The organism is Psychrobacter sp. JCM 18900 (assembly GCF_904846625.1).
Classification (GTDB): Bacteria; Pseudomonadota; Gammaproteobacteria; order Pseudomonadales; family Moraxellaceae; genus Psychrobacter.
This window is the reverse complement of sequence record NZ_CAJHBL010000003.1, coordinates 222,687-245,218: the sequence shown is the minus strand read 5'-3', so window position 1 is coordinate 245,218 and position 22,532 is coordinate 222,687. Positions and strand designations below refer to the sequence as shown.

Sequence of the window (22,532 nt, the reverse complement as noted above, 5' to 3'; positions counted from 1 at the left end):
TTCTAGCTTGGTATATAGATGTTATTTCTTCAGCTGCGATAAAATAGCCACTTCACGAATATAACTTGCCAAATCTGCTTTAGATTCTGCCAGCAACTCATCATCTTGCATGTGTTTGGCATACTCTATCCACAATAATAACTGATACATACTGTGGTGCTCAGAAGCTTTATATTGCTTCACAAACTGCTTGAGCGTACCTTCATCATTGATATTCAGACGCTCGTACCAGCTCTCTATTTTTGAGACTTGCTCTTTAGGGAAAAAGGCATCAAATAGTGCCTTTATCAGCTCATGGCGATTTTCTTCAATCATCAGCTTGCCAACACGTTTGGTCTGACGGTTGCGAGCATTGGCGCTAGTAATATCAGCCAATGCCATTAGCTCCGCCATAAAATAATCACTGGCAGGTAAAGCTTTTAACTGTTTTTTCGATAAGCTAGCAAGCGGTATAGATAATTGCTGCAAGCGCTCATGGGCTTTTTTGAGTTCTGTGCGCGAGACGCGCATATCCTGTTCTTTCCAGTCAATCATAAAAGCTTTCCAAAATAATAATTAATAAATTAAATAGTGTCTGATATCACTACCAACGACTTTTTTCGCGGTGTTTTGCCAATACCTTCACGCCTTTAGGCATGGCCTCAGCAAGGCGGCGTTGTAGATGATCAGTGATAAAAACAGAGCGATGTTTGCCGCCCGTACAGCCTATGGCAACCGTGACCGTATGACGATTATTGTGTAAAAACTCTGGTAGCCAACGGGTCAAAAACTTATCAATATCACCCATCATTTCTGCTACTTCTGGATAATCTGAGAAGAATGCGCCTACCTCAGTATCCAGACCTGTCGAGTCACGTAACTTAGGGTTCCAATGCGGATTCGGTAAAATTCTAACATCGAATACAAAGTCAGCATCGATAGGGCTACCGTATTTAAAACCGAAAGACAGTAGATTGATGACAATCTGGTTGTCCATGCCTATGTGTTCACGCAAGCTGTCTTTTAACTGATGGATATTTAGGCTACTGGTATCAATCCTAATATCAGCATGACCAGCAATTGGTTCTAATAGCTCAACTTCTTTTTTGATAGCAGCAGGTAAATTAAAGGCAATATGCTTAGCATTGTCACTATCAATATCTTGAGACATTAGCGGATGTACACGGCGTGTCGCATTGAAACGGGCTATTAGCGTACTCTCTTGTGCAGTCACATATAAAATCTGTACCGCATGAGACCCATAAGTTTCCTTGAGAGAAGCATACGTTACTGCAAAGTTAGATAAATCAGCACGTGGCGTTCGAATATCGACACCCAGCGCAATACGATAAATGCCGCTTTCATTGACCAGTTTATGAGCAGCATTAGGTAACAAAGACAGCGGCAGATTATCAATAGAGTAATAGCCTAGATCTTCTAAGATATTCAATACTGAGGTTTTACCAGATCCTGAACGCCCTGAGACCACCAATATACTGAGCTTATTCGTAGACGTTTGATCCGCTATCGTTGCTGCTGCATTACTATTTTGATCCTGACTTACACCCATGATCTACTCACCCAAGTTTATTGTATCTAGTCTACTGCTATGTCATAAAAGCTAATTTACTACTACCAACTGATTGTCTAACAAACGCGCTTTTCCTAGCCACGCTGCGACTAAAATAACGATGTTTTTGTTTTCTGTATTAAATGTTTTAGAGTCATTTACGACAGAACCTAACTCCTCAGTCTTTATTTCCAGATAATCAATAATAAAACCTGCGTCACTAATACGTGTCCGCGTATCTACTAATAGCTTATCAAATGCTTGCTGACTAAGAGCCGTACTTTTCAAACGCTTCGCTAATTCTTGCAATACTTGATGTAATACGGGGGCAACTTGACGCTCATTTGCACTTAAGTATTGATTGCGCGATGATAGCGCTAAGCCATCATCAGCACGAACAATAGGCGCACCAATGATATTAATAGGATAACTCAAGTCACGTACCAACTGCTTAATGATAGCAAGCTGCTGATAGTCTTTTTGTCCAAATACTGCCACATCTGGTTGTACGATATTGAATAATTTAGCGACAACAATACCAACACCATCAAAGTGTCCAAGACGTGATTGACCACATAACTGATTAGCAATAGCCCCTGCCAACACAGCAGTAGGTGGTGGTAATACTGGATACATTGCATCAATGCTAGGTGCAAACACGTAATCTGCATCCACTGTCGCAAGCTTGGCCACATCTGCATCTAATGTACGTGGATAGCTGTCAAAATCTTCCCCAACGCCAAACTGAGTAGGGTTAACGAAGATACTGACCACCACTACATCCGCATGCTGGTTGGCAATCCTTACCAGCTCAAGATGACCGTCATGCAGATTACCCATCGTTGGTACTAACGCAATGCGCTGCTGACGACCTTGTTTGTCATTTTGCTGACCACGATAAGGCTGAAGCGCTTCACGTAGTGACGAGATATCATGATAAATAATTGGAGACATGATTACTTTTCTTCTATTCAAACGTTCTGTTGTTCAATAGCGTAAATAACTTTAATAACTTCAAAATCAGCTAAATTGGTGCTGCTCAGTCGGGAAACTACCTTCGCGTACTGACTGCTGATAGAGCGCAAAAGCACTTTCGATACTGTGTGCGCTATTGCGCTCATCCGTTAAGAAGTCATGGACAAAACGTGGCACTCGGCCATGCGCCATACCTAGCATGTCATGCATCACCAGTACCTGACCATCAGTATCGGCTCCAGCACCAATACCAATAACTGGCACGGCAACCGCATCTGTCACGGCTTTTGCAAGCGCGGCTGGAACACATTCTAATACCAGCAGTGCGGCACCAGCGGCTACAACTGCCTTGGCATCAGCAAGCAGTTTATCAGCCGCCTCATCACCGCGACCTTGAATTTTATAACCACCAAACACGTTGACAGACTGCGGAGTCAAACCAAGATGTACACAAGTTGGTGTACCTGCTTGCGCCAAGATCGTTACCAATTCACACAGCTCGCTACCACCTTCGATTTTTATGACATGCGCCCCTGCTTGCATTAGCGTGCGGCTATTAGCAACGGCTTCTGGTAGTGTCACATAACTCATAAACGGTAGGTCAGCCAATATCAGCGCGTGTTTGTTGCTACGGGCAATATTGGCAGTGTGATAAGCCATATCATTGACTGTCACAGGTAATGTTGAATCATGACCTTGTACAACCATGCCCAAGCTATCGCCAATTAAAATCGTATCAATTTCGGCTTTTTCCATCATTCGTGCAAACATCGAGTCATAACAGGTCAAGCACGTGAACTTGGTACCTTCTTTTTTAAACTTATTTAGAGTAGATAATGTCGTCATATGACCCTCAATTAATCTGCAATGCCTTTGATTATTAATACTGCTACTATTCTAGCTATGATTGAGATGTCTTAGACAAACCTCCCAATCATCTATCGTCTATCACTTAGTATTATTTACTTATAATCAATCGCTTGATAGTAATGTTAAACCTGTCCAATCGCGACTTTGAGAATAGTCACCTATCGACTTACCTGCGATAGTTAAGTTTGATGCCAACTCTCGCAGTGGTATTAAGACAAAATTGCGCTCACTTAAACCAGCGTGCGGTATTATCAGTGTTGGATCAATAATCTGCGTTTCACCGTATAGCAAAATATCAACGTCCAGACTACGTTCGCCCCAACGGCGTAAACGTGCTCGCTTGGCCATGCTCTCTAACTGCTGACAAAAAGCAAGCAGCTCATAAGGGGTAAGTGTCGTCTCAAAACCAGCCACTGCATTAACAAAATCTGGCTGGTCTTGTGGCCCCATCGGTGCTGAAGCGTAAAAAGAAGATACACTTACTTCACGTACCTGCTCATGTGCTCGCATCATTGCAAGCGCCTGCTGCAAATGATCGGTAGGCGAACCCAGCTCATTAGCGAGGTTGCTACCCAAGCCCACATAACAGGTAACCCAGTTACTATTATCTGTACTGTTATCCATATTATACGCTTTCAGTACTAGGCTGACGGCGGCGGCGCTTCGATGGTACAGGGCCTTTGTTATCAGTGACTTTCACAGCAGGCATCTGAACATTCGTATCTTGCTTCGCTTTAGCAGCCTTTGCAGTAGTTGCTTTCACCGATTTCCTGGCTCTCGCAGGTGCAGCAGTTTTTGTCGCGTCTTTGCTAGCTACTTCCTTGCTAGCTACTTCCTTTACACTTTTAGTATCGCTTTTATCAGTTGATTCAACTGCAGGTTTAGGTGCTTTTTTCGCATACTTCGCTGCTGGCTGCGCTTTGTCATTACTGCCTTGTACTTCGATGTTGCTCACACTATCTACAGTAGGTTGACGACGGCGACGCTTATGCGGGATCGGCTCGTTATTCATACTGACTAGCGCAGGTGATCTTGCGATCGAGCGAGCTGGTCTAGCTGATGCCTGAGCTTCTGGCTGGTCAGTATTAGACGGCTGAGTGCTACTATCTACGCGCTCGGCTTTAACCGTTTGCTTTGGTGCATCTTGATTGGTTGATGCTGGCTTTCGCACAGGTGCTTTACTACGTTTCGACGTATCATCAGCTGACAGTTGCTTCTGCAATGGCGGTACAACGTTCTCGTGCTCGATAACAAATAATGGCTTAGGCTTTGCTTGCTGGTTTGCCGATTGTTTTTTATTAGCAAGAGACAGCTGCTGTAGCTGAGCAAGCTCGTTATTATCTTGCTCTACTTGCTGCACGTTATGTCTACCACCGTCAGTGCGGCCAGCTTTAGATTGGCTGGCAGCACGGCGGCGACGGGCTGGAATATTTGACGAATCATTTACCATTGTTTGATCATTTCTACCTTTTTCAGCACGGTCATCGGCTTTATTTTGCTTTGTACTGTTCTGATTAGGTGTTGCGTTATCAGTAGTCTGTGTTTTTGATTCTTGACGATTACGTCCGCGACCACGTTGCCCTTTTTTATAAGCACCTCGGCGAATATTTTCGTCAAATTCATCAATCGCCTGCTGTTGCTCTTGTTCAGACAAGGTTTGATACGTCTGCCACCAGTCACCCATATCGTTGGTTGACTCTGATAGCGGATGCTCAGCATCGCCACATTGCTCACGCAATAACAAAAAGTCAAAGCCAGCACGGAAACGTGGATGCTCAGATAGCTGAACGATTTGCTTGCTACGTGGGGCTGCAAGTTTCGGCTGCAATATCCAGATATCACGGATGAATTGCTCAGCAAATTTCGGAATAGCGGTTTTGATACGCTGACGGTCGATGACTTTACCAGCAGCATGCATTTGCGCTTCGGCAAACGGCATATTGCGTTTCTTGGCTTTTGCTAATTGATGTAGGTAATTTTCCCACAGTAAGGCAGCATAGAAGAACGCAGGGTTGATGCTCTTGCCCGCTGCAATACGCTTATCAGTATTGATAGCTACCTGATTGACTAAAGCACTTGGCTCAGATGGTGGATAGATAATGAGACTATCAATCGCACCTGATTCAAATAATAGCGGCAATAGGGGTACTAGATAGCCACCAGTAAACATCTTTTGCGTTTCGTCATAGAGACGATGCGGCGATATCTGCTCAAGCAGCGCCCAGTTCCCGTCGTTAAATTGCGCGGACAACGCTTCATCAAACTCAAAACCTAACTTGGCTTTGAAACGTAAGGCACGGAGCAAGCGCACAGGATCTTCTTCGATACGTACTGGCGCATTGCCCAATAGACGAATGATTCTGTTGTCAATATCATCAAGCGCACCGCAGAAATCATGTACGATGCCTTTGAGCGGTTGATAATAAAGCGCATTAATAGAGAAATCGCGACGGGAGAAATCTTGTTGGATATCGCCCCAAACATTGTCACGCAGAATCATACCGTCTTGATTGGTATTGGCATCATTGGTTGGTGGACCACGGAAAGTAGCAACTTCAATCAGCTCGCGACCTGAATACACATGCGCCAACTGGAAGCGGCGACCGATAATGCGGCAGCGCTTACCAAAGACATCTTTAATCTCATGCGGCTTGGCATCGGTGACAGCGTCAAAGTCTTTCGGGCGCAGACCTAATAAAGTATCGCGCACCCCACCACCGACGATATACGCATCAAACCCAGCACGGGTCAATGTGGCAATCACTTCAGTAATGGAATTGGGTAATTCAGATTTGTTCAGTTCTAACTGCTTGGCGGCACGCTCGGCCATGCATCTACTCCTCGCCGGTATTCTTTAACCACCCCTGAATAACACAGCGTTTATCAGGCGGATGTACCCGCTAGTTTAACAAATTTTGGACCTACTGGGGGTGTTATGACATTTACTTACATGCTATTTTGTCAATATTGGGGTTAATTAATGCAAAACACCGCCATTAATCACGCACACTTAAACGTCTTTGGTTTTTCTCTACCGTTTTTGCACCGATACCTTTCACTTTTGCTAACTCATCCACTGTCTTAAAATCACCAAACATATCACGATATAAAATTATCGCCTGCGCTTTACTGCTGCCGATACCATCTAACGAAACCAGCTCACCTTCATTGGCTCGATTGATATTGATGACTTTCTGCTCACGCGCTTGTGTGATAGCTTTTTCTTTTGCGATTAAATACTCATAGGCACGTTTAGGGTCGTCAAAACAAGGATCTGCATTCGCATTACTGAGTGCGACCACAGACAATAGGAGACTAAAAGCTATGGTCGTCAGTAAGCTGGCAAATGAAAATTTACGATGAGCGTTCATGTTGTTTCGCCGCTTCCCACAGTGCATCCATTTCTGTTATATCGCTGTCTTCAATACGCTTGCCAGAGAGCTCTAGCTGCTCCTCAATATAACCAAAGCGAGATTTAAACTTGTGCACGCAGGTTAAGGTAGCCGCTTCTGCATCAAGGTTTAATTTGCGTGCGACATTGACCAGCGCAAAAATACAATCGCCTAATTCCTTTTCGACCTCTCTGATGTTAGCTTTAACCTCAGCTGTAGATTTATCTGTCAGCTCATGTTTTAGCTCAGCAATCTCTTCGTCTAGCTTATCTACGGCACCTGCAATACCTTCCCAATCAAAACCCAATTTTGACGCTTGCTTTTGTACATCCTGCGCCTGCATCAAGGCACTGCCCGCCTTAACCTGATCTAAGCGACGCTTTGATTTACCACGTGCTTCGCGTGCCTGCTGCTCCTCGAGCTTAATCTCATCCCAACGTACTTTTACTGCCGCATCGTCTTTGAGCGTTTCGGCTTCAAACACATGTGGATGACGGCGAACTAACTTCTCTTGCAAAGTACTGATAACATCGCTCATATCAAAGCGCCCTTGCTCCGCATACATCTGACAATGAAACACCACTTGCAGCAGCACGTCACCAAGCTCACCTTTGATGTCTTCATCATCTTCGCTTTGTACCGCTTCGCCTAGCTCGTAAGCCTCTTCAATGGCATACGGAATAAGGCTATGGTTGGTTTGCTTTTTGTCCCACGGACAGTCTGCCCTTAGTCGTGCCATCAACGCTAACAAATCATCAAGCTGGCCAGTAGCGTCTGGAGTTCCTTGCACGGGCTTGGGCACGGTAATTTTATTGTCTGAAATACTCATAAGGATGGCTCTTATCGTTTTATGTGTTGTTTGCTGATTCGTCTAATAGTTAGTGTATCATTGAACACAGCTTGGCTTATAATTGTGCTACTGACGACTTCATTTTACCACTGCTCATGCGCGAGGAACTTTATCATTATGCCCACTTCTGCGACCACCAGCTATCAACCAACCGCAAAATTCGACCCTATTACTATCAGCTCATTTAAAGCCTATGACATTCGCGGTGAGCTTGGGGTCAATCTCGATGAAGAGATTTCCTACCGTATCGGGCGCGCGTTCGCACAGATTTTATATCAGCGTTATCAGGCAGCAGCTCAAACCCAAGCCGATGATATAGTAGATCTAAAACCAGCTATCGTCATTGGTAGTGATATCCGCCACTCTAGTGAGCAATTAAAGCAAGCAGCTATCACAGGTATGATGGATGCAGGCGTTGATGTGATTGACTTGGGTATGAGCGGTACGGAAGAAGTATATTTTGCCACCAGTCACTATCAGGCGTTAGGTGGTATCGAAGTGACTGCCAGTCACAACCCTATCAACTATAATGGCCTAAAACTGGTTAAAGAACATTCAAAACCAATCAGTGCCGATGACGGTCTGGCAGAGATTCAAGCACTGGCAGAATCTGGGCAATTCACTACGGATAATCAGACAGGAAAGTTGCAGTTATTGACGGATAAAAGCGCGTATATCGATCATGTTATGACTTTTATCGATACTGATAAACTAAAACCACTCAAACTGGTCGTTAATTCAGGCAATGGTAGTGCAGGTCCTGTGGTCGATTTATTAATCGATAAATTAGCACAAGCAGATGCACCGATTGAAGTGATTAAATTGCATCATACACCAGATGGTAGCTTTCCTAACGGCATCCCCAACCCAATGATTGAAGTTAATAGAGTGGCTACCCAGCAAGCCGTTTTGGAAAACAACGCGGATCTTGGTATTGCTTTTGATGGGGACTTTGATCGCTGCTTCCTATTCGATGAACGTGGCGAATTTATTGATGGTAGCTACATCGTCGGCATGCTCGCTCAAGCATTTTTGAATAAATACCCAAGCGAGTCAATCGTCTATGATCCACGGGTAATTTATAATACCGAAGCAGTGATAGATGAACATAATGGTAAGGCTGTCATTAGTAAATCTGGACACTCATTTATCAAGCAAGTCATGCGGGACTCAGGTGCTGTATATGGCGGTGAAATGTCTGCCCATCACTATTTCCGCGACTTCTTCTATTGCGATAGTGGCATGATTCCATGGTTATTGACCATTGAGCTATTGTCTATCACTGGTAGAACACTATCCGAATTGGTCACAGGCTATATTGCCGCCTATCCCAGCTCAGGTGAGCTAAACTTTCGTCTCACAACTCATGATGCTTCGGCTATTATCAGCGCTATTGAAGAAAAGTTCAGCTTACAGGGCCCAATTAAATCGACACTTGATGGTTTAAGTCTGAATTTTGGTGACTGGCGCTTCAATCTACGTGCATCGAATACCGAACCACTTATTAGATTAAATATCGAAAGTCGCGGTGATCAACCGTTACTGGCTGCTAAAACTCAAGAGATTCAGCAATGGCTAGCAACACAAGGTGCCGTACCAGCATAAAGTGATTACCCCAGTAAAATAATTCTGATTGTCAGTCGAAAAAGGCTCGCTAATGAGTATTAGCGAGCCTTTTTTCTATACACAGAAAACCTTAAATCAAACTATTTAGTTCGACCAATACCCATATAGTCACCTACTAAGCTATTAATTTGCGAGCGTGTCAGGGCATTTTGCGCATCAAATACTGGCATGGCTTGTTGATTGATTTTGCCAATATCCAATTGATCTCGTGGTGACCAACTAACGATGAAAATAGCATGGGTATCGCAAAGCTGTTGATAGGGACTAGTAATCAGCTCAAGCAATGGTTGTTGCTGATAAAGCTCGGCAAGCTCGTGCTGTGCCTTATCACTATAAACTAGTGTACGAATATTATAAGACCACAGTAATGCTAATAACGGATGGATAGCTGAGCCAGCAGTACGTCCTGAACCTGATTTATAACTACCGCCCCAAATCATGACTGTTTTATTATCAATGAACCCATCAAAATATTGCCAAAATTTACGGAATATCAGCTCTTTCTGATCTTCATTAATATGCATAATAGATTGTAATAAAGGCATATCCAAACTGTGTGTGTGGCTTGATTGTTGCAATTTAGCCAGCTCGGTAGGCAAAGTATTACCACCGAAGCCCCACCCTGCTTTTAGATAACTACTACCTACCCGCTCATCCAATCCCATAATGCGACTGACTTGACTGATATCGACATTTTGACTATCAGCCAAACGTGACATCTCATTCATAAAGCTCACTCTAGTCGCTAGCATCGCCATGATACTACTGCGGGCAAACTCTATCGTTGCGATATCCGCATGATGGGTAGCACGTGCGTGCTGCATTAAAGGCTTCAACACATCTAAGTGCTGGCTGCTACTTGCTGACTTTTCACCCAATAGCCATAACGAAGGATTCAACATCGAGCTATAAGCATCGCCATCTTGTAAGAATACAAACGGCACATAATAGACCCAAGCACGTTGTAGGCGCTGAGCCAAACCGGCTACATGGCCTAATTGCTCAATGCCGCTCATAATCACAGGTAGCGCCTGCTGATGGCTTCGATTAAACGCGGTAATCCAATTGTCTTCTGTCCATGCTAGCTTAATACTGTCTAAAAACAGCCAGTAAAGCACCACCGTACTTTGAGCATCAGTTTCGTTATGACCAGCTGCTTCGTAGCCTTTTATTAGCATATCGGCACTAACTGGTAATTCCTTACTAGTAATAACCTGCTGCTGCTCATACATTTGCCACAGCGCTTGCAGATGATGCTCAAAACCATACTGTTGTATCTGCTGCGTCAGTAGCGCCTTGTCTGCGTAAAGATGTACACACTGACCGAAACTTGCTAGCACCACTGCAGTGGTAATCGCCTCTATGCTGTGACCAATAAGCACACAAACTGTGGAATCAGTTAACTGGTTTGGTTCAGATTTCTTGTTATATTTATTCATATGGCTACCATCTAGAGCCGTCTCCATGAGCGTGCTTTCCTATATTATTGACGTATCAATACTACTAAGACAGCTGTTTAATACGCTGTAGTAATTGGTCAGTAGACGTATCGAATAGACCTTGAGCATCTTTCTGAATATGCTGCATAGCATGGTGTACGGAGTCTGCCATTTGCTTGCCCATCTCGACGCCCCATTGATCAAACGGATTGATATCCCAAATGCTGGCCATGACATAGACCTTATGCTCGTAAAGCGCTATCAATGCGCCTAAGCTATGCGGCGTCAGCTCATCAATCAGTAACGTGGTTGAAGGTTGGTTACCACGGTAATACTTATATTTGTCTGCTTCGGAAACTGTCTGTGGATCGACCAGATCTGTTACAGCAGCATTGCCAAATGCCAATACTCGACTTTGCGCCAAACAATTTGCTAAAGACAATTCGTGCTGTTGCTGCAATGAGGAGTTTCGCGCCTCATCACCGTAGCGACGTACACAAGCGATAAAGTCACAGGAAACCTGCTGCGTGCCTTGGTGTAGCAGCTGATAGAATGCATGCTGTGCATTTGAGCCAATTTCACCCCATAGAATTGGACACGTATCATAGTCAATATGATCCCCATTCCGAGTAACGGACTTACCATTACTCTCCATCTCTAGCTGAGTAAGATAGCTGGGTAAATATCCCAATCGACCGTCATAAGGCAATACAGTATGCGCATTTACTTGTAGAAAAGTACTGTTCCAAACAGCTAGCAAGCCTAGCAGCACTGGTAAGTTATTAGCAAAGTCCGCCTGTGCAAAATGCTCATCCATACTATGAGCACCGCTCAATAAAGCCTTAAAGCTACTCATTCCAATACGGATAGCAATGGCAAGTCCTATCGCTGACCATAAAGAAAAGCGACCGCCGACCCACTCCCAAAGCTGCAACTGATGCTCAGGATGAATTCCCCAAGCACTCATTTTTTCACTATTGGCTGAGATGCCGATGAAGTGTCGACGCAATACACTATCTTCTGTACCTGCACGGAGTTTTGCCGTCGCAAGTAGCCAAGATAATGCTGTCTTGGCATTCGATAAAGTATCAACTGTCCCGAAGGATTTGGAAGAGATAATAAATAGTGTGGTCTCAGGATTTAAATGCTTGAGCAAGTTATCAAGCTGAGTACCGTCCATATTGGAGACAAAATGCACCTCAATACTGGTATCTGCCCATTCATCAAGCGCCGTAGTTGCCATAAGTGGGCCAAGATCAGAACCCCCTACCCCAATATTGACGACATCTGTAATTGCCTTGCCCGAAAACCCGCGCCACGTGCCATTGCGCACGCGCTCTGAGAGGCGTGCTACTTGTGCCAAACTATGATGTACATCAGCGACGATATTTTGTCCATCGACTTGTAATGTCGCTGTGTCTGGCAATCGTAATGCTGTGTGCAATGCAGCTCGCTGCTCGCTGGTATTTACCATCGCCCCTTGTAGTAACGCATCAATACGAGCATCCAGCTCACAGCTATCAGCCAAACTCAGTAAGTTAGACAATACTGCCTGATCGATACGCTGCTTGCTAAAGTCCATATACAGCGCACCAGCCTGCACACTGAAATGCTTGGCACGCTTATCATCTTGCGCGAATAGCTGTGCAAGCGACCACGGGTGCTTTGCAAGCGTTTGTAGTTGCTGCCAGTATTTAGAATGTCGAGCACTGCTATAGGCCTTGTCGCTTCTTATGTCATTCATCAGCTACTCATCATCTGCTAATTGCTGCTCAGCAAAGTAGATAAATGCCTGCATATACGAGCGCATATCGCCTGCATCGTAGCTATCACCACGCATAGTTGTGACATGGACACCATATTCACTGATGAGCGCGTCAATCGCATCTGTCAGCTGAATCTCACCGCCAACTGATGCTTTAGTATTGACTAAGTAATCAAAGATCTGGTTGCTGAATACATAGCGTCCTACCACAGCCAGATTTGAAGGAGCATCAGCTAAATTAGGCTTTTCTACAAAGCCAGCCACTTTAAAGCTAACATTAGTATTTACTTCTTCATCAATGTCATTAGTATCACTGAGTTTTCCATCTAGTTGAGCAATACCGTATTTATGTACGTCTTCATCTGCTACTTGATCAACCAATATCTGTGAATGACCATCTGTAGCAAAGGCATCCAACATAAAGGCCAAATTATCAGCAGACATATCAGTGGTAAATGGATCAAGCACGACATCAGGCAGTAATACGGCAAAGTCATGCTCACCAATGATTGGTCGAGCAGCAAGTACTGCATGTCCCAAACCTAACGCTTTACCTTGACGTATCATCGATACCGTTACGTCTTCTGGCAACCAGTTCAAGCTATCAGCCAACTCATCTTTGCCTTTATGACGTAATTGATTATCCAATTCCGCATTGATATCAAAGTAGTTTTCTATCGCGCTCTTTTGCGCATGACCGACCAAGACAATATGCTTGATACCCGCAGCGATGGCCTCTTCAACCACGTAATGAATAGCAGAACGATTGCCAAGCGGTAACAACTCTTTTGGCACAGATTTCGACAATGGCAACATACGAGTACCAAAGCCTGCGACAGGAATAACAGCGTGAGTGATTTTTTTCATAAGAGTAATGCTCAAGTAGCAATGAAAGCTATTTTCGAAGAAAATAGTTATTTAGACAACTTTAACTAAGAGCCTATATTTATAGGCTCTTAGTTAATAAAAACACAATTAGGTATCATGTCTCTGCAAAATAGACCAATCTCTTGCATATCTCTTCAGATAAAGCTTTCTTATTGCCTTTCTCTGGAACATCGACAATTGTAATCGAATTATGCCAAACATCTGTTCCTGCACTATTAATTTTTCGCCAATCAATTTCTGATGAATTGGAGAATAACCATGTATTAATGCCAAGCGCACCAGCAAGCTCAACTACAGTTGTCGCTGGAGCTATAATCAGGTCCATACAAGACATTAAAGCAGCGACACCGTCAAAATCATTGTATTGATCTAAATCCTCAAAGTTCATAATCTTGCCTGGATATCGAGAATTAATCCATTCTAGTTCTTCATTACATTCGTCATATTGTAAGTTTACAAATTGGACATTTTCAATGGTAAATAAAGGTTCAAGCTCTTCAACGCTCAAGTAGTGTTCATTTCTCGCCGTTGTAGAAAGGCTACTTCTCCAACTAAGACCAACAATCTTTTTATCTTTTGGAATTTTTTCTTTATATGTTAGTTTAAGTTCAGGAGCACAGTGTAGATACTGATTGCCTTTAAAATCTTCATATCCATGCCTAACGACATGCAGCATATCTGTAACATAACAAATAGCATCCACATTTTCTATTACATCGACTATATCATTATTTATAGATTGAAAGAGGTCAGAGCCTGGAACTTTGGTATATTCATTCAGATTAATCAAATCAGTACTTCTAGGTCTTGGCACTCCTATAAATGTTATATTCTTAAAAGAATAACTTAACAGGTTTTTCAATCTTGGCGAGCAAGACATATATATTTCTTTACCCGCAAACTTTCGACAAATAGAATTATAAATGGAAGCAAATCTTATCTCATCACCCGGACCAAATATAGCAAGTAACAAAACCTTGTCAAACCCCTTAAAATCTTTTTGGGAAAAATCTACATATTTATCTTTATAATAAATTTTAGTAAATTCAGTAATTTTAATTTGAGTAAAGGTGTAAAATGCATCGTAAAGTAGACGATTACCAAAGTACGCTTTTCTTAAATGCATATCACCAATTTGCAAACCCCTTCTTTCTGCTCTATGCACTAAAGCAAGTGATTTTTCATAATTTGATGATAATACATATAACCTTAATAACTCTTGTACATTTAATTTAGTAAAAGTCGTCTCTAGTGAGTCTTCCATTAAACTGACAGCTGTAGCTATCTTATTATTGTAAGATAACGATTGAGAATACTGCACTAATGTAGGTATAGATTTACTATTATTTAATAATTTTAAAGAAGTAGATTCTGCTTTTTCAAATCTTTCAACAGCTATATAAGCTTGTATCTTCCTAGTGTCTATATCATTATCAAAATTTAACTGGTTATTAATAATCATGAGATACTCACTTAAGAGTTCTTTATTACTTAAGAAATTGTGAAGTAAATACTTGGCAGCTACAATCAAATTTGGTTTCAGATTCACCAAATTAATGATAAAAGTTAGTAAGTCTTCATCACTTCTAAAACCAGTGTTCTGATAGGACAACATTTCCTGAACAATAGGGTTTCTATTGCTACTAAGTACATTCAATCCTTTATATACTTTTGCTGCAGAATTTAGTTCCTCTGGAAGGGCTAAAAGATTAAGTAATCTACATAACTTACTAAATGTATCTTCAGAGTTATAACCAAGTAAAAGTAGTTTCAAGCAACTATCTAATGCGCCATCTAGTTTTCGTGTTTTCATTTGATAATTGAACATATCAAAAACTGCTTTAGAGACTTGTTCGACTGGAAATTCATCGTGGTCAACTTTCACCGAATTTATACCTACTACCTTTTCGTCAATATCATATTCAGTGTTAATACGCTCTGTAGTAACTATTTTTTCCGAAAAGCTATTGTTCAGTCCACTTCCTTCTAATATGTTCTTTATCAACTTAGAACGTTTAGATTTTAAGGTATTTCTTTCTAAAATCGCCAAAGCGAAGTCGTCATTGTTTGTCTCACTTAACCACCAAACCCAATGAGCATCTAATTCATTTTCAAACCCTAGAACACTTAGTTCTAATAATATGTTGTAATAAACATTACTTGAAACATGATTTCTTAATACATTTAATAAATAGTTCCTACTATATTCATTGAAAGCTAAACCTAAAAGAAAATAAGTTATTATTTTTTGACTGATTTCAGAATTTTTATTGCAATACTGTCCTATTTCCACCTTACTTAAAACGGTAGTAAAAGCACTATCATCCTTTTCTTTACTCGCTTTTAACAACATAGACGGCCAACTGTAAGAGCTGGAAGCCATTACGAGACTATCTTTATCTTCTAAACTTATTTTCTGTGAAGCTACGTTTTTTCCAATATATTTATCTGAAGAAATCCTATAAATCGTCGCAGTGAGACCAACTAATGAATTCTCCAAATTGCATAAATATTTAGGATAAATAATATAAACTATTATAAACAATTCTAGTTTTGTTAATGTTCTGTTTCTTCCAAGATATTCAACTCTATCATCGGTTAGCCCCCATCCACCATAGAAGGCTCTACCCATCAAAGTTACTTTTTTATTTCTTAATACTGCTTCTAAACCAGTAAGAGAACAAATGGTGTAAATATGATCAGCTTTATTGATAGCCTCAATAACATCTACATCAGGACTTTGTATACTAGCGAAGAACTTAACCTTATCTGACTCAAACTTTGAGTTTTGATAGCCTTTATATATTTCTGGATGAGGTCTATATATAATTTGTGCACTTGGATTTTCCATTTTAGCAAGCCTTACAACATCTTCAGCTTGCCAATTATCGATATTAGCATATCGTAGAGACGCATCACTGTCTACTTGACCAATTACAAGAACTGTTTTCTTAGTCTTAATTTCTATATCTTTTTTAGTGTAAAAAGGATTATATTTAGAAACATTAGACTCAATGAAAAAGTTAAATAGTTTCGTCCCTTCATGGACAGTGGATATAGGTATTTCATAATTGTCTAGCAGACAATCTAAGTCAGAGGTTCCATTAGAGTTATAATAAAGACCTTTTCTATCAAAAACTAAAGAGTACGGTGTAACACCATTTGCTCCTAGATCTGCAGATCGGACAAATCCATCTTCTGCTCTCCAAGTATCAATGCCTATAAATTTTAAATACCTTCCCAATAGTTTACTTTCATTGTAGCCCCAAATTAAAGCCAGTTTAGGTTTAATAGATAAACCCATGAGTAATCTAACAGCTTTCATATCTACTTGTTTTCTAGGTGCGAAAGCTACTCTATACTGAGGTAAATACTCAGCTATAAAACCAAACTTCCAGTCATTAAACCCAAATGCAATAACAATAGGTTTATCAGATCCTTCTAACCAACTATCTCCAACTAAATATAGCTTTTCATAGCCAGTATCTTCACCAATAACTTCAAACGGATCATGGACATTAAACTCGTAACCTTTATTAGTAGGTTTTTTTCGACTCCAAAACCCCTCAACCCTTTTCAAAAAGTATATAAACAATTTTTGTTTGGTAGTTTTTTTGAACATTTTTGGCAACATATATATAACTCAAAATTTATATTTAACTCATTTAATTTACTAAAGTAAACGTTACTGGTGTAGCATATTCTATGTCGGTCAAAACTTTTCTTCCTATTATATTCTCATACATTTTGGGGGGTAGGCCGTAGCCTGGTCTTACGCTTCTGATAGAGTCAGGAGTAATCGTATCACCAGCTTTTAAAGATTTTACAAAGTACAATGACCTTCTAAATTGTGCATTGCCCTCTTCACTCGATTTACGTCCATAATCAACCTTACCCAATGCCTCCCAACAAATACGACTCGCATCGCATAAGTGTTTCAATTCGGATGCCTCTAAAGAAAAGCTATCATCTGGACCACCGCCACTTCTGTCTAAGGTGACATGCTTTTCTATAATATTTGCCCCGAGTGCTACACTTGCTATTGCAGTAGTGTTATCCAAGGTATGGTCTGATAACCCTGTGAGCAGATTAAACCGTTGTTGCATATCTGATATAGTTCTTAGATTATAATCACTTGAAGGAGCAGGGTAACCACTAACGCAATGTAAGATAGCTAACTGTTCACAACCCCCAGATTTGGCAGCGTCAATGGCTTCTGCTATCTCCTCATCGTTAGCCATTCCTGTTGAGATAATCATAGGCTTACCAGTTCTTGCAACATACCTAATAAGTGGTAGATCGATTGCTTCAAAACTAGCGATCTTGTAAGCTGGAGCATTCAAATCTTCTAACATATCGACTGCAGTTGTATCAAAAGGAGAACTAAACATAGTAATACCTGTTGATCTTGCCTTGTCAAACAAAGGTTTGTGCCACTCCCAAGGAGTATGCGCGGATTGGTAAAGGTCATATAAAGTTTGACCATCCCATAAACCACCTTTTATCTGAAACTCTTCTTTATCTGAATTTAAAGTAATAGTATCTGCTGTATAGGTTTGCATTTTTACTGCATCTGCTCCGCAATGCTTAGCCATTTCGATTATTCGAAATGCATTCTCAATATTACCATTATGATTAGCAGACATTTCAGCTATAATATATGGAGCATGATTAGGGCTTATTTGTCTATTTTCTATAAAAAAATCTTTCATCAGTTAACCCTTACGATATATATATAAATTAAATTTTGGACAATACAAACTGTTATAACTAAAGCGGTTGGCAGAAAATACTTTCTGAGAAGCAATATTACTTTCATGTATAACAGCATGATATGCATCTAAGTCAGTGACTTTTATTATTTTATTAATTGTCCGCTTAGCATAGCCTTTACCAGCGTATTTGGGGTCAATAGTTAAAGATATTTCTGCTATAGATTCTGTACTGTCTAATAATGAATCAAGTCTTACAACCCCAATGATAATGTCATTATCTACGATTTTAAAAATTTTCGTTGTATCACTCTTTAGCTTGTTATTGAACCATTTTATATGATCATCATATTTAGGAATATTAGAATCTAATGCAAACTTCCGTATACCTTCTATGCACTGAAGATTATATAGATAGTCTAAGTCGGTCTCATTTACCAGAATCAGTTCAAGTGCATCATTAATCATTCATCAGTACCTTTTTCATAAATTAAAATGAGCTCTTTGGCTACTCGATTTGCACCTATCCCATCTACTAAATGTGTAATGCTATGTTTACGTGCTCTATACTTACTACTACTTATTGACAATCGATTTAAATAGCTAGATATAGACTCAACGGTAATAGTATTTAAGTTTCCTAAATAATCCACTAGATTTTTTTCATGCAAATAACTTACTAGGTCTTTTTGGTTGTCAGCAATATCAATTAATGCAGCGTTTAAACCCAAACAAAATCTTTCCCATACTGTAGAACCACAGGCACCTAAGGCGAAGTCGCTAACTTTCATCAAGTATGACATCTGATTAGTTTGCTCTTCTAAATATATATGCTTGGACTGTTTGACTATATTTTTGCAATAAGCAAGATCTTCTGATGATAATTTGCCAGTAATAATATGGAAATTAAATTTATGACACTTAACTAAGGCAGGTAAAAAAACCTTCCAGACTTTTAAATTACCAACGCCTCCAAAGTTTACTAATATAGTCTCAAACCTGCTTGAATATTTTTGTGTTTTGGTCTCTCGTAAAGAGACAAACTCATCTCTAAGCAGAGCATATTTTGGACCTAATAACCGTAAACAATTACCAGATACTAAACCATCATATCTAGAACTCAAGTTGGGCCAATAATTCTGATCAATCAATAAATCGCAAGTATGTTTGCGGTTCTCTAAGTCATCAATTACTGCTACAGGTAAAGATATTGCATTTTTTACTATATTTTCCCAAACGTTATTAATAGAGTAATGATCAAGGACAATCATATCTATGTGTTGCTCAGAAATGGCACTGATAAAGTCTTGAGCATCCTGTTCCTGAGAAACTCCTAACCAATATGAGTGATCTTCAGGAATATTTGCAAATGTAGCATACCCAATAACATGATGAATAAAACCACTAATAGTGATTAAATCCAACAGCTCTTTATCATATTCTCTGACAAAAAAAATGCTCGAAATAGACATCTTTTGCAATTCACGAGCTAATGTAAGACAACGTTGTAAATGGCCTGTTCCTATGTGTTTAGCTACGTCAACTCTAAAACCTACCGATCTCAACCTTGCCTCCAAGCTCGGTATAAAATTTCTGCCATATCCCAATCTTCTAAAGTATCAATATCTTGAACACGATATCGAGGAATCTTGATACCGATAGAGTTTGAACTAAAAATCGGCAATCCTTCCTGCCAAGCGTGCTTTGTTCCCCAATAAAACTGACCAGCGTCATGCCAGCATTCTTCTAAATCTTGAGAGCGAACATCAAACATCTCTGCATTATGCATTGACACTCTACCTTCTTTTTGCAGCAGTAGAGAACGCTGAATAGGAAAAGCATAGCTTGTAATACTAAATGCATAGTCGCAATCTAGTTTTGCCTTTATAGTGTTTAAACCGGTAATTATATCGTTTGAAGATATCATAGGAGCCGTAGCATAAATACAGCATAGATATTCAATATTTGTATTTTCCAATTTTTCAATAACATCTTGGATTACTGGCGTAGTACCAGAGAAGTCATTCGAAAGCTCTTTATTACGAATAAAAGGTACTTCAGCACCATATCTGATAGCTACTTCAGCTATCTCTTCGTCATCAGTTGACACAATGATTCTGTCAAAACACCCACTGTTTATTGCAGCTTTTATTGAATAGGAAATAAGAGGGTTACCATGGAAGTTCTTTATATTCTTGCGTGGTATACGCTTGCTACCTCCTCTGGCAGGTATTACAGCTATACTAGTCATAAGCTAATATATCCTTTAACGTTTCAACCACATAGTCTTGCTGCTCTTGCGATAAGTCAGGATACAAGGGTAAACTAATAGCTTCTCTGTAATACTGTTCTGCTTGTGGAAAATCACCTAGTTTAAAACCAAAATGTTCTCTGTAATAAGGCTGAAGATGTACAGGTATATAATGAAGATTGACGCCAATATTAGCAGCACGCAAAGCTTTAAAAACCTCTAAGTGCGTAGGTTTAATTTTATCTAGCTTTAATCTGATTACATAAAGATGAAGACCAGAATAAGATTCTTGTATTTGAAAAGGCACAATTACGGCAAGCCTAGCTAATTTCTCATTATATCTATTTGCAATCTCGTGACGACTTTTTGTAATGCTTGATAGTCGTTTTATTTGTGAAACCCCAAGTGCTGCCTGCATTTCTGTCATACGATAGTTATAACCCAAGTCAACTTGTTGATAATACCAAGGCCCGTCGGGTTCGTGAGTCATGAGATCAGAATCACGAGTAATACCGTGACTACGTAACAACTCCATCTTTTGTGCTAGCTCTTCGCTTTTCGTGGTTGCTACACCGCCTTCAGCAGTCGTAATTATTTTGACTGGGTGAAAGCTAAAAATTGTAATATCCGAATATTGGCAGTTACCTATTGGCTGGTTTTTATACTTACCACCTATAGCATGTGAAGCATCCTCGATAACAGAAAAGCCATAATTTTTAGAAAGTTGATATATCCTCTCCATATCACATGGTTGACCACATAAATGCACAGGAATCACTACCTTTGGTAATTTACCTTGCTCTTTGGCAGCTTTGAGCTTATGTTCTAGAGACTGAATGGATAAATTATAGGTTCTTGGATCAATATCCACGAAGTCAACTGTAGCACCACAATACAAAGCACAGTTTGCAGATGCTACAAACGTAATAGGAGTTGTCCAAACAATGTCACCCTTCCCCACGTCTAAAGCCAAACATGCAACGTGAAGGGCTGAAGTAGCACTGTTCATTGCTAGAACATATTCAACATTGCAATGTTCTTTAATTGCATTTTCAAATTCTGGTACTTTAGGACCTTGCGTTAGATAATCAGACTTAAGAACATTGACGACTGCGTCAATGTCCTCCTCTGTAATATTTTGGCGACCATAGGGAATAAAATTCATTATATTTTACCGATATTATCTTTGTTCTTTTGTATCCAAGATTCAAGCTCTTCTCTTGGCATCCATTCAGTATTATTATCACTTGAATAGACAAAACCTTCTGGAACTAACTTCCCATCTTTAACTCTTTCAGGAGAATGACCCCAATTGTTGATAGTTGGTAAAATTTTAAAATGCTCAGGGTATTCATAAGTATAATAAGAATCTTCAGCACCAATCATTTGCTCATGTAGCTTCTCACCAGGTCTAATACCAACTACCTTAGTTTTAGCTTCTGGTGCTACGGCTTTTGCTACGTCCATAATATTCATTGATGGAATTTTCTTGACATAAATTTCACCACCTTCCATATCTTCAAAAGCGTGCCAAACAAGCTCAACGCCTTCTTCTAGAGTAATCATAAAGCGTGTCATACGATCATCTGTGATAGGTAGTTCGCCTTTTTCTTTAATTGATAAGAAGAAAGGGATGACAGATCCTCTAGAACCCATTACATTCCCATATCTTACGACAGAGAATTTGGTCACATGCTGTCCGCTATAAGCATTTCCTGCTACGAACAACTTATCAGAAGTGAGCTTAGTAGCGCCATATAGGTTTATAGGACTACTTGCTTTATCAGTTGATAACGCAACTACGCCTTTGACACCTTTATCTATACACGCGTCAATTAGGTTCATTGCCCCATGTACATTTGTTTTTACACATTCAAAAGGGTTATATTCTGCTGTTGGAACAATTTTGGTAGCAGCAGCATGCACGACGTAATCAACTCCATCTAAAGCACGATATAGCCTTTCTTTATCTCTTACATCGCCAATAAAAAAGCGCACACGGGGGTCATCTTGAAACAGTTTAGCCATTTCCCATTGTTTCATTTCATCTCTTGAGAAAATAATGATTTTTTTAGGATTATATTTCTCAAGGGTCATCGGAATAAATTTGTGTCCGAACGAACCTGTACCGCCTGTTACTAAAATCGTTGAATTACTTAACATTTCTTATTAACCTCAAGTATTTGTACCTGTTTAAATAAAGATTCTCTACATT

At 40.3% G+C, this 22,532-nt stretch carries 19 protein-coding genes; 1 reads left to right on the top strand and 18 read right to left on the bottom strand.

Going from position 1 to position 22,532, the window contains the following annotated elements:
- Positions 1-21: 21 nt before the first annotated feature.
- The 8 genes from yjgA to mazG all read right to left on the bottom strand — a co-directional run bounded on the left by yjgA (position 22) and on the right by mazG (position 7,615).
- The gene (yjgA, locus tag JMX96_RS06630) at positions 22-534 is read right to left on the bottom strand and encodes a ribosome biogenesis factor YjgA (RefSeq protein WP_057757930.1); all 513 of its coding nucleotides are present in this window, start codon (positions 532-534) and stop codon (positions 22-24) included.
- Between the two features lie 49 nt (positions 535-583).
- Positions 584-1,549: an RNase adapter RapZ gene (gene rapZ / locus JMX96_RS06625; RefSeq protein ID WP_201568188.1), complete on the bottom strand. Its 966-nt coding sequence runs from the start codon at positions 1,547-1,549 to the stop codon at positions 584-586.
- A 51-nt stretch (positions 1,550-1,600) separates the two neighbouring features.
- Complete coding sequence (gene panC, locus JMX96_RS06620; RefSeq protein WP_201568187.1) at positions 1,601-2,503, bottom strand: pantoate--beta-alanine ligase; 903 nt, start codon at positions 2,501-2,503, stop codon at positions 1,601-1,603.
- Between the two features lie 66 nt (positions 2,504-2,569).
- Positions 2,570-3,370, bottom strand: coding sequence for a 3-methyl-2-oxobutanoate hydroxymethyltransferase (gene panB / locus JMX96_RS06615; protein ID WP_201568186.1), 801 nt, complete (start codon positions 3,368-3,370; stop codon positions 2,570-2,572).
- A 126-nt stretch (positions 3,371-3,496) separates the two neighbouring features.
- Entirely contained in the window at positions 3,497-4,018 is a 522-nt protein-coding gene (gene folK / locus JMX96_RS06610; protein WP_201568185.1) for a 2-amino-4-hydroxy-6-hydroxymethyldihydropteridine diphosphokinase, read from the bottom strand.
- Position 4,019: 1 nt separating this feature from the next.
- Positions 4,020-6,224 carry a polynucleotide adenylyltransferase PcnB gene (gene pcnB, locus JMX96_RS06605; protein ID WP_201568184.1) on the bottom strand — a complete coding sequence of 735 codons (2,205 nt, stop codon included), beginning with the start codon at positions 6,222-6,224 and terminating at the stop codon, positions 4,020-4,022.
- Positions 6,225-6,390: 166 nt separating this feature from the next.
- Positions 6,391-6,765, bottom strand: coding sequence for a ComEA family DNA-binding protein (locus JMX96_RS06600; RefSeq protein ID WP_201568183.1), 375 nt, complete (start codon positions 6,763-6,765; stop codon positions 6,391-6,393).
- Complete coding sequence (gene mazG, locus JMX96_RS06595; RefSeq protein ID WP_201568182.1) at positions 6,749-7,615, bottom strand: nucleoside triphosphate pyrophosphohydrolase; 867 nt, start codon at positions 7,613-7,615, stop codon at positions 6,749-6,751. The genes JMX96_RS06600 and mazG overlap by 17 nt, the downstream gene beginning before the upstream one ends.
- Positions 7,616-7,753: 138 nt before the next feature.
- Here mazG and JMX96_RS06590 point away from each other — a divergent pair, with 138 nt between their 5' ends.
- The gene (locus JMX96_RS06590) at positions 7,754-9,241 is read left to right on the top strand and encodes a phosphomannomutase CpsG (RefSeq protein ID WP_201568181.1); all 1,488 of its coding nucleotides are present in this window, start codon (positions 7,754-7,756) and stop codon (positions 9,239-9,241) included.
- A 101-nt stretch (positions 9,242-9,342) separates the two neighbouring features.
- On the opposite strand, the gene JMX96_RS06585 is transcribed toward JMX96_RS06590, so the two are convergent.
- The 10 genes from JMX96_RS06585 to pseB form a co-directional block, all read right to left on the bottom strand.
- On the bottom strand, positions 9,343-10,728 hold the full coding sequence (locus tag JMX96_RS06585) for a UDP-glucose/GDP-mannose dehydrogenase family protein (protein WP_227676957.1): 1,386 nt from the start codon (positions 10,726-10,728) through the stop codon (positions 9,343-9,345).
- A gap of 37 nt (positions 10,729-10,765) precedes the next feature.
- On the bottom strand, positions 10,766-12,445 hold the full coding sequence (gene pgi / locus JMX96_RS06580) for a glucose-6-phosphate isomerase (protein ID WP_201568180.1): 1,680 nt from the start codon (positions 12,443-12,445) through the stop codon (positions 10,766-10,768).
- Between the two features lie 3 nt (positions 12,446-12,448).
- Positions 12,449-13,333, bottom strand: a complete 885-nt coding sequence (locus tag JMX96_RS06575) for a UTP--glucose-1-phosphate uridylyltransferase (protein ID WP_201568179.1) — start codon at positions 13,331-13,333, stop codon at positions 12,449-12,451.
- 115 nt (positions 13,334-13,448) lie between these two features.
- Complete coding sequence (locus JMX96_RS06570; RefSeq protein ID WP_201568178.1) at positions 13,449-16,988, bottom strand: hypothetical protein; 3,540 nt, start codon at positions 16,986-16,988, stop codon at positions 13,449-13,451.
- Positions 16,989-17,019: 31 nt separating this feature from the next.
- Positions 17,020-18,069: a pseudaminic acid synthase gene (gene pseI, locus JMX96_RS06565; RefSeq protein ID WP_370587174.1), complete on the bottom strand. Its 1,050-nt coding sequence runs from the start codon at positions 18,067-18,069 to the stop codon at positions 17,020-17,022.
- Positions 18,070-18,534 (bottom strand): GNAT family N-acetyltransferase, encoded by a 465-nt coding sequence (locus JMX96_RS06560; protein WP_201568176.1) that lies wholly within the window; start codon positions 18,532-18,534, stop codon positions 18,070-18,072.
- Complete coding sequence (pseG, locus tag JMX96_RS06555; protein ID WP_201568175.1) at positions 18,531-19,631, bottom strand: UDP-2,4-diacetamido-2,4,6-trideoxy-beta-L-altropyranose hydrolase; 1,101 nt, start codon at positions 19,629-19,631, stop codon at positions 18,531-18,533. Before pseG ends, JMX96_RS06560 begins: the two co-directional genes overlap by 4 nt.
- Positions 19,628-20,317, bottom strand: coding sequence for a pseudaminic acid cytidylyltransferase (gene pseF / locus JMX96_RS06550; protein ID WP_201568174.1), 690 nt, complete (start codon positions 20,315-20,317; stop codon positions 19,628-19,630). Before pseF ends, pseG begins: the two co-directional genes overlap by 4 nt.
- Positions 20,310-21,482 (bottom strand): UDP-4-amino-4,6-dideoxy-N-acetyl-beta-L-altrosamine transaminase, encoded by a 1,173-nt coding sequence (gene pseC / locus JMX96_RS06545; protein ID WP_201568173.1) that lies wholly within the window; start codon positions 21,480-21,482, stop codon positions 20,310-20,312. Before pseC ends, pseF begins: the two co-directional genes overlap by 8 nt.
- Positions 21,482-22,480, bottom strand: a complete 999-nt coding sequence (gene pseB, locus JMX96_RS06540) for a UDP-N-acetylglucosamine 4,6-dehydratase (inverting) (RefSeq protein WP_201568172.1) — start codon at positions 22,478-22,480, stop codon at positions 21,482-21,484. Before pseB ends, pseC begins: the two co-directional genes overlap by 1 nt.
- Positions 22,481-22,532: the final 52 nt, after the last annotated feature.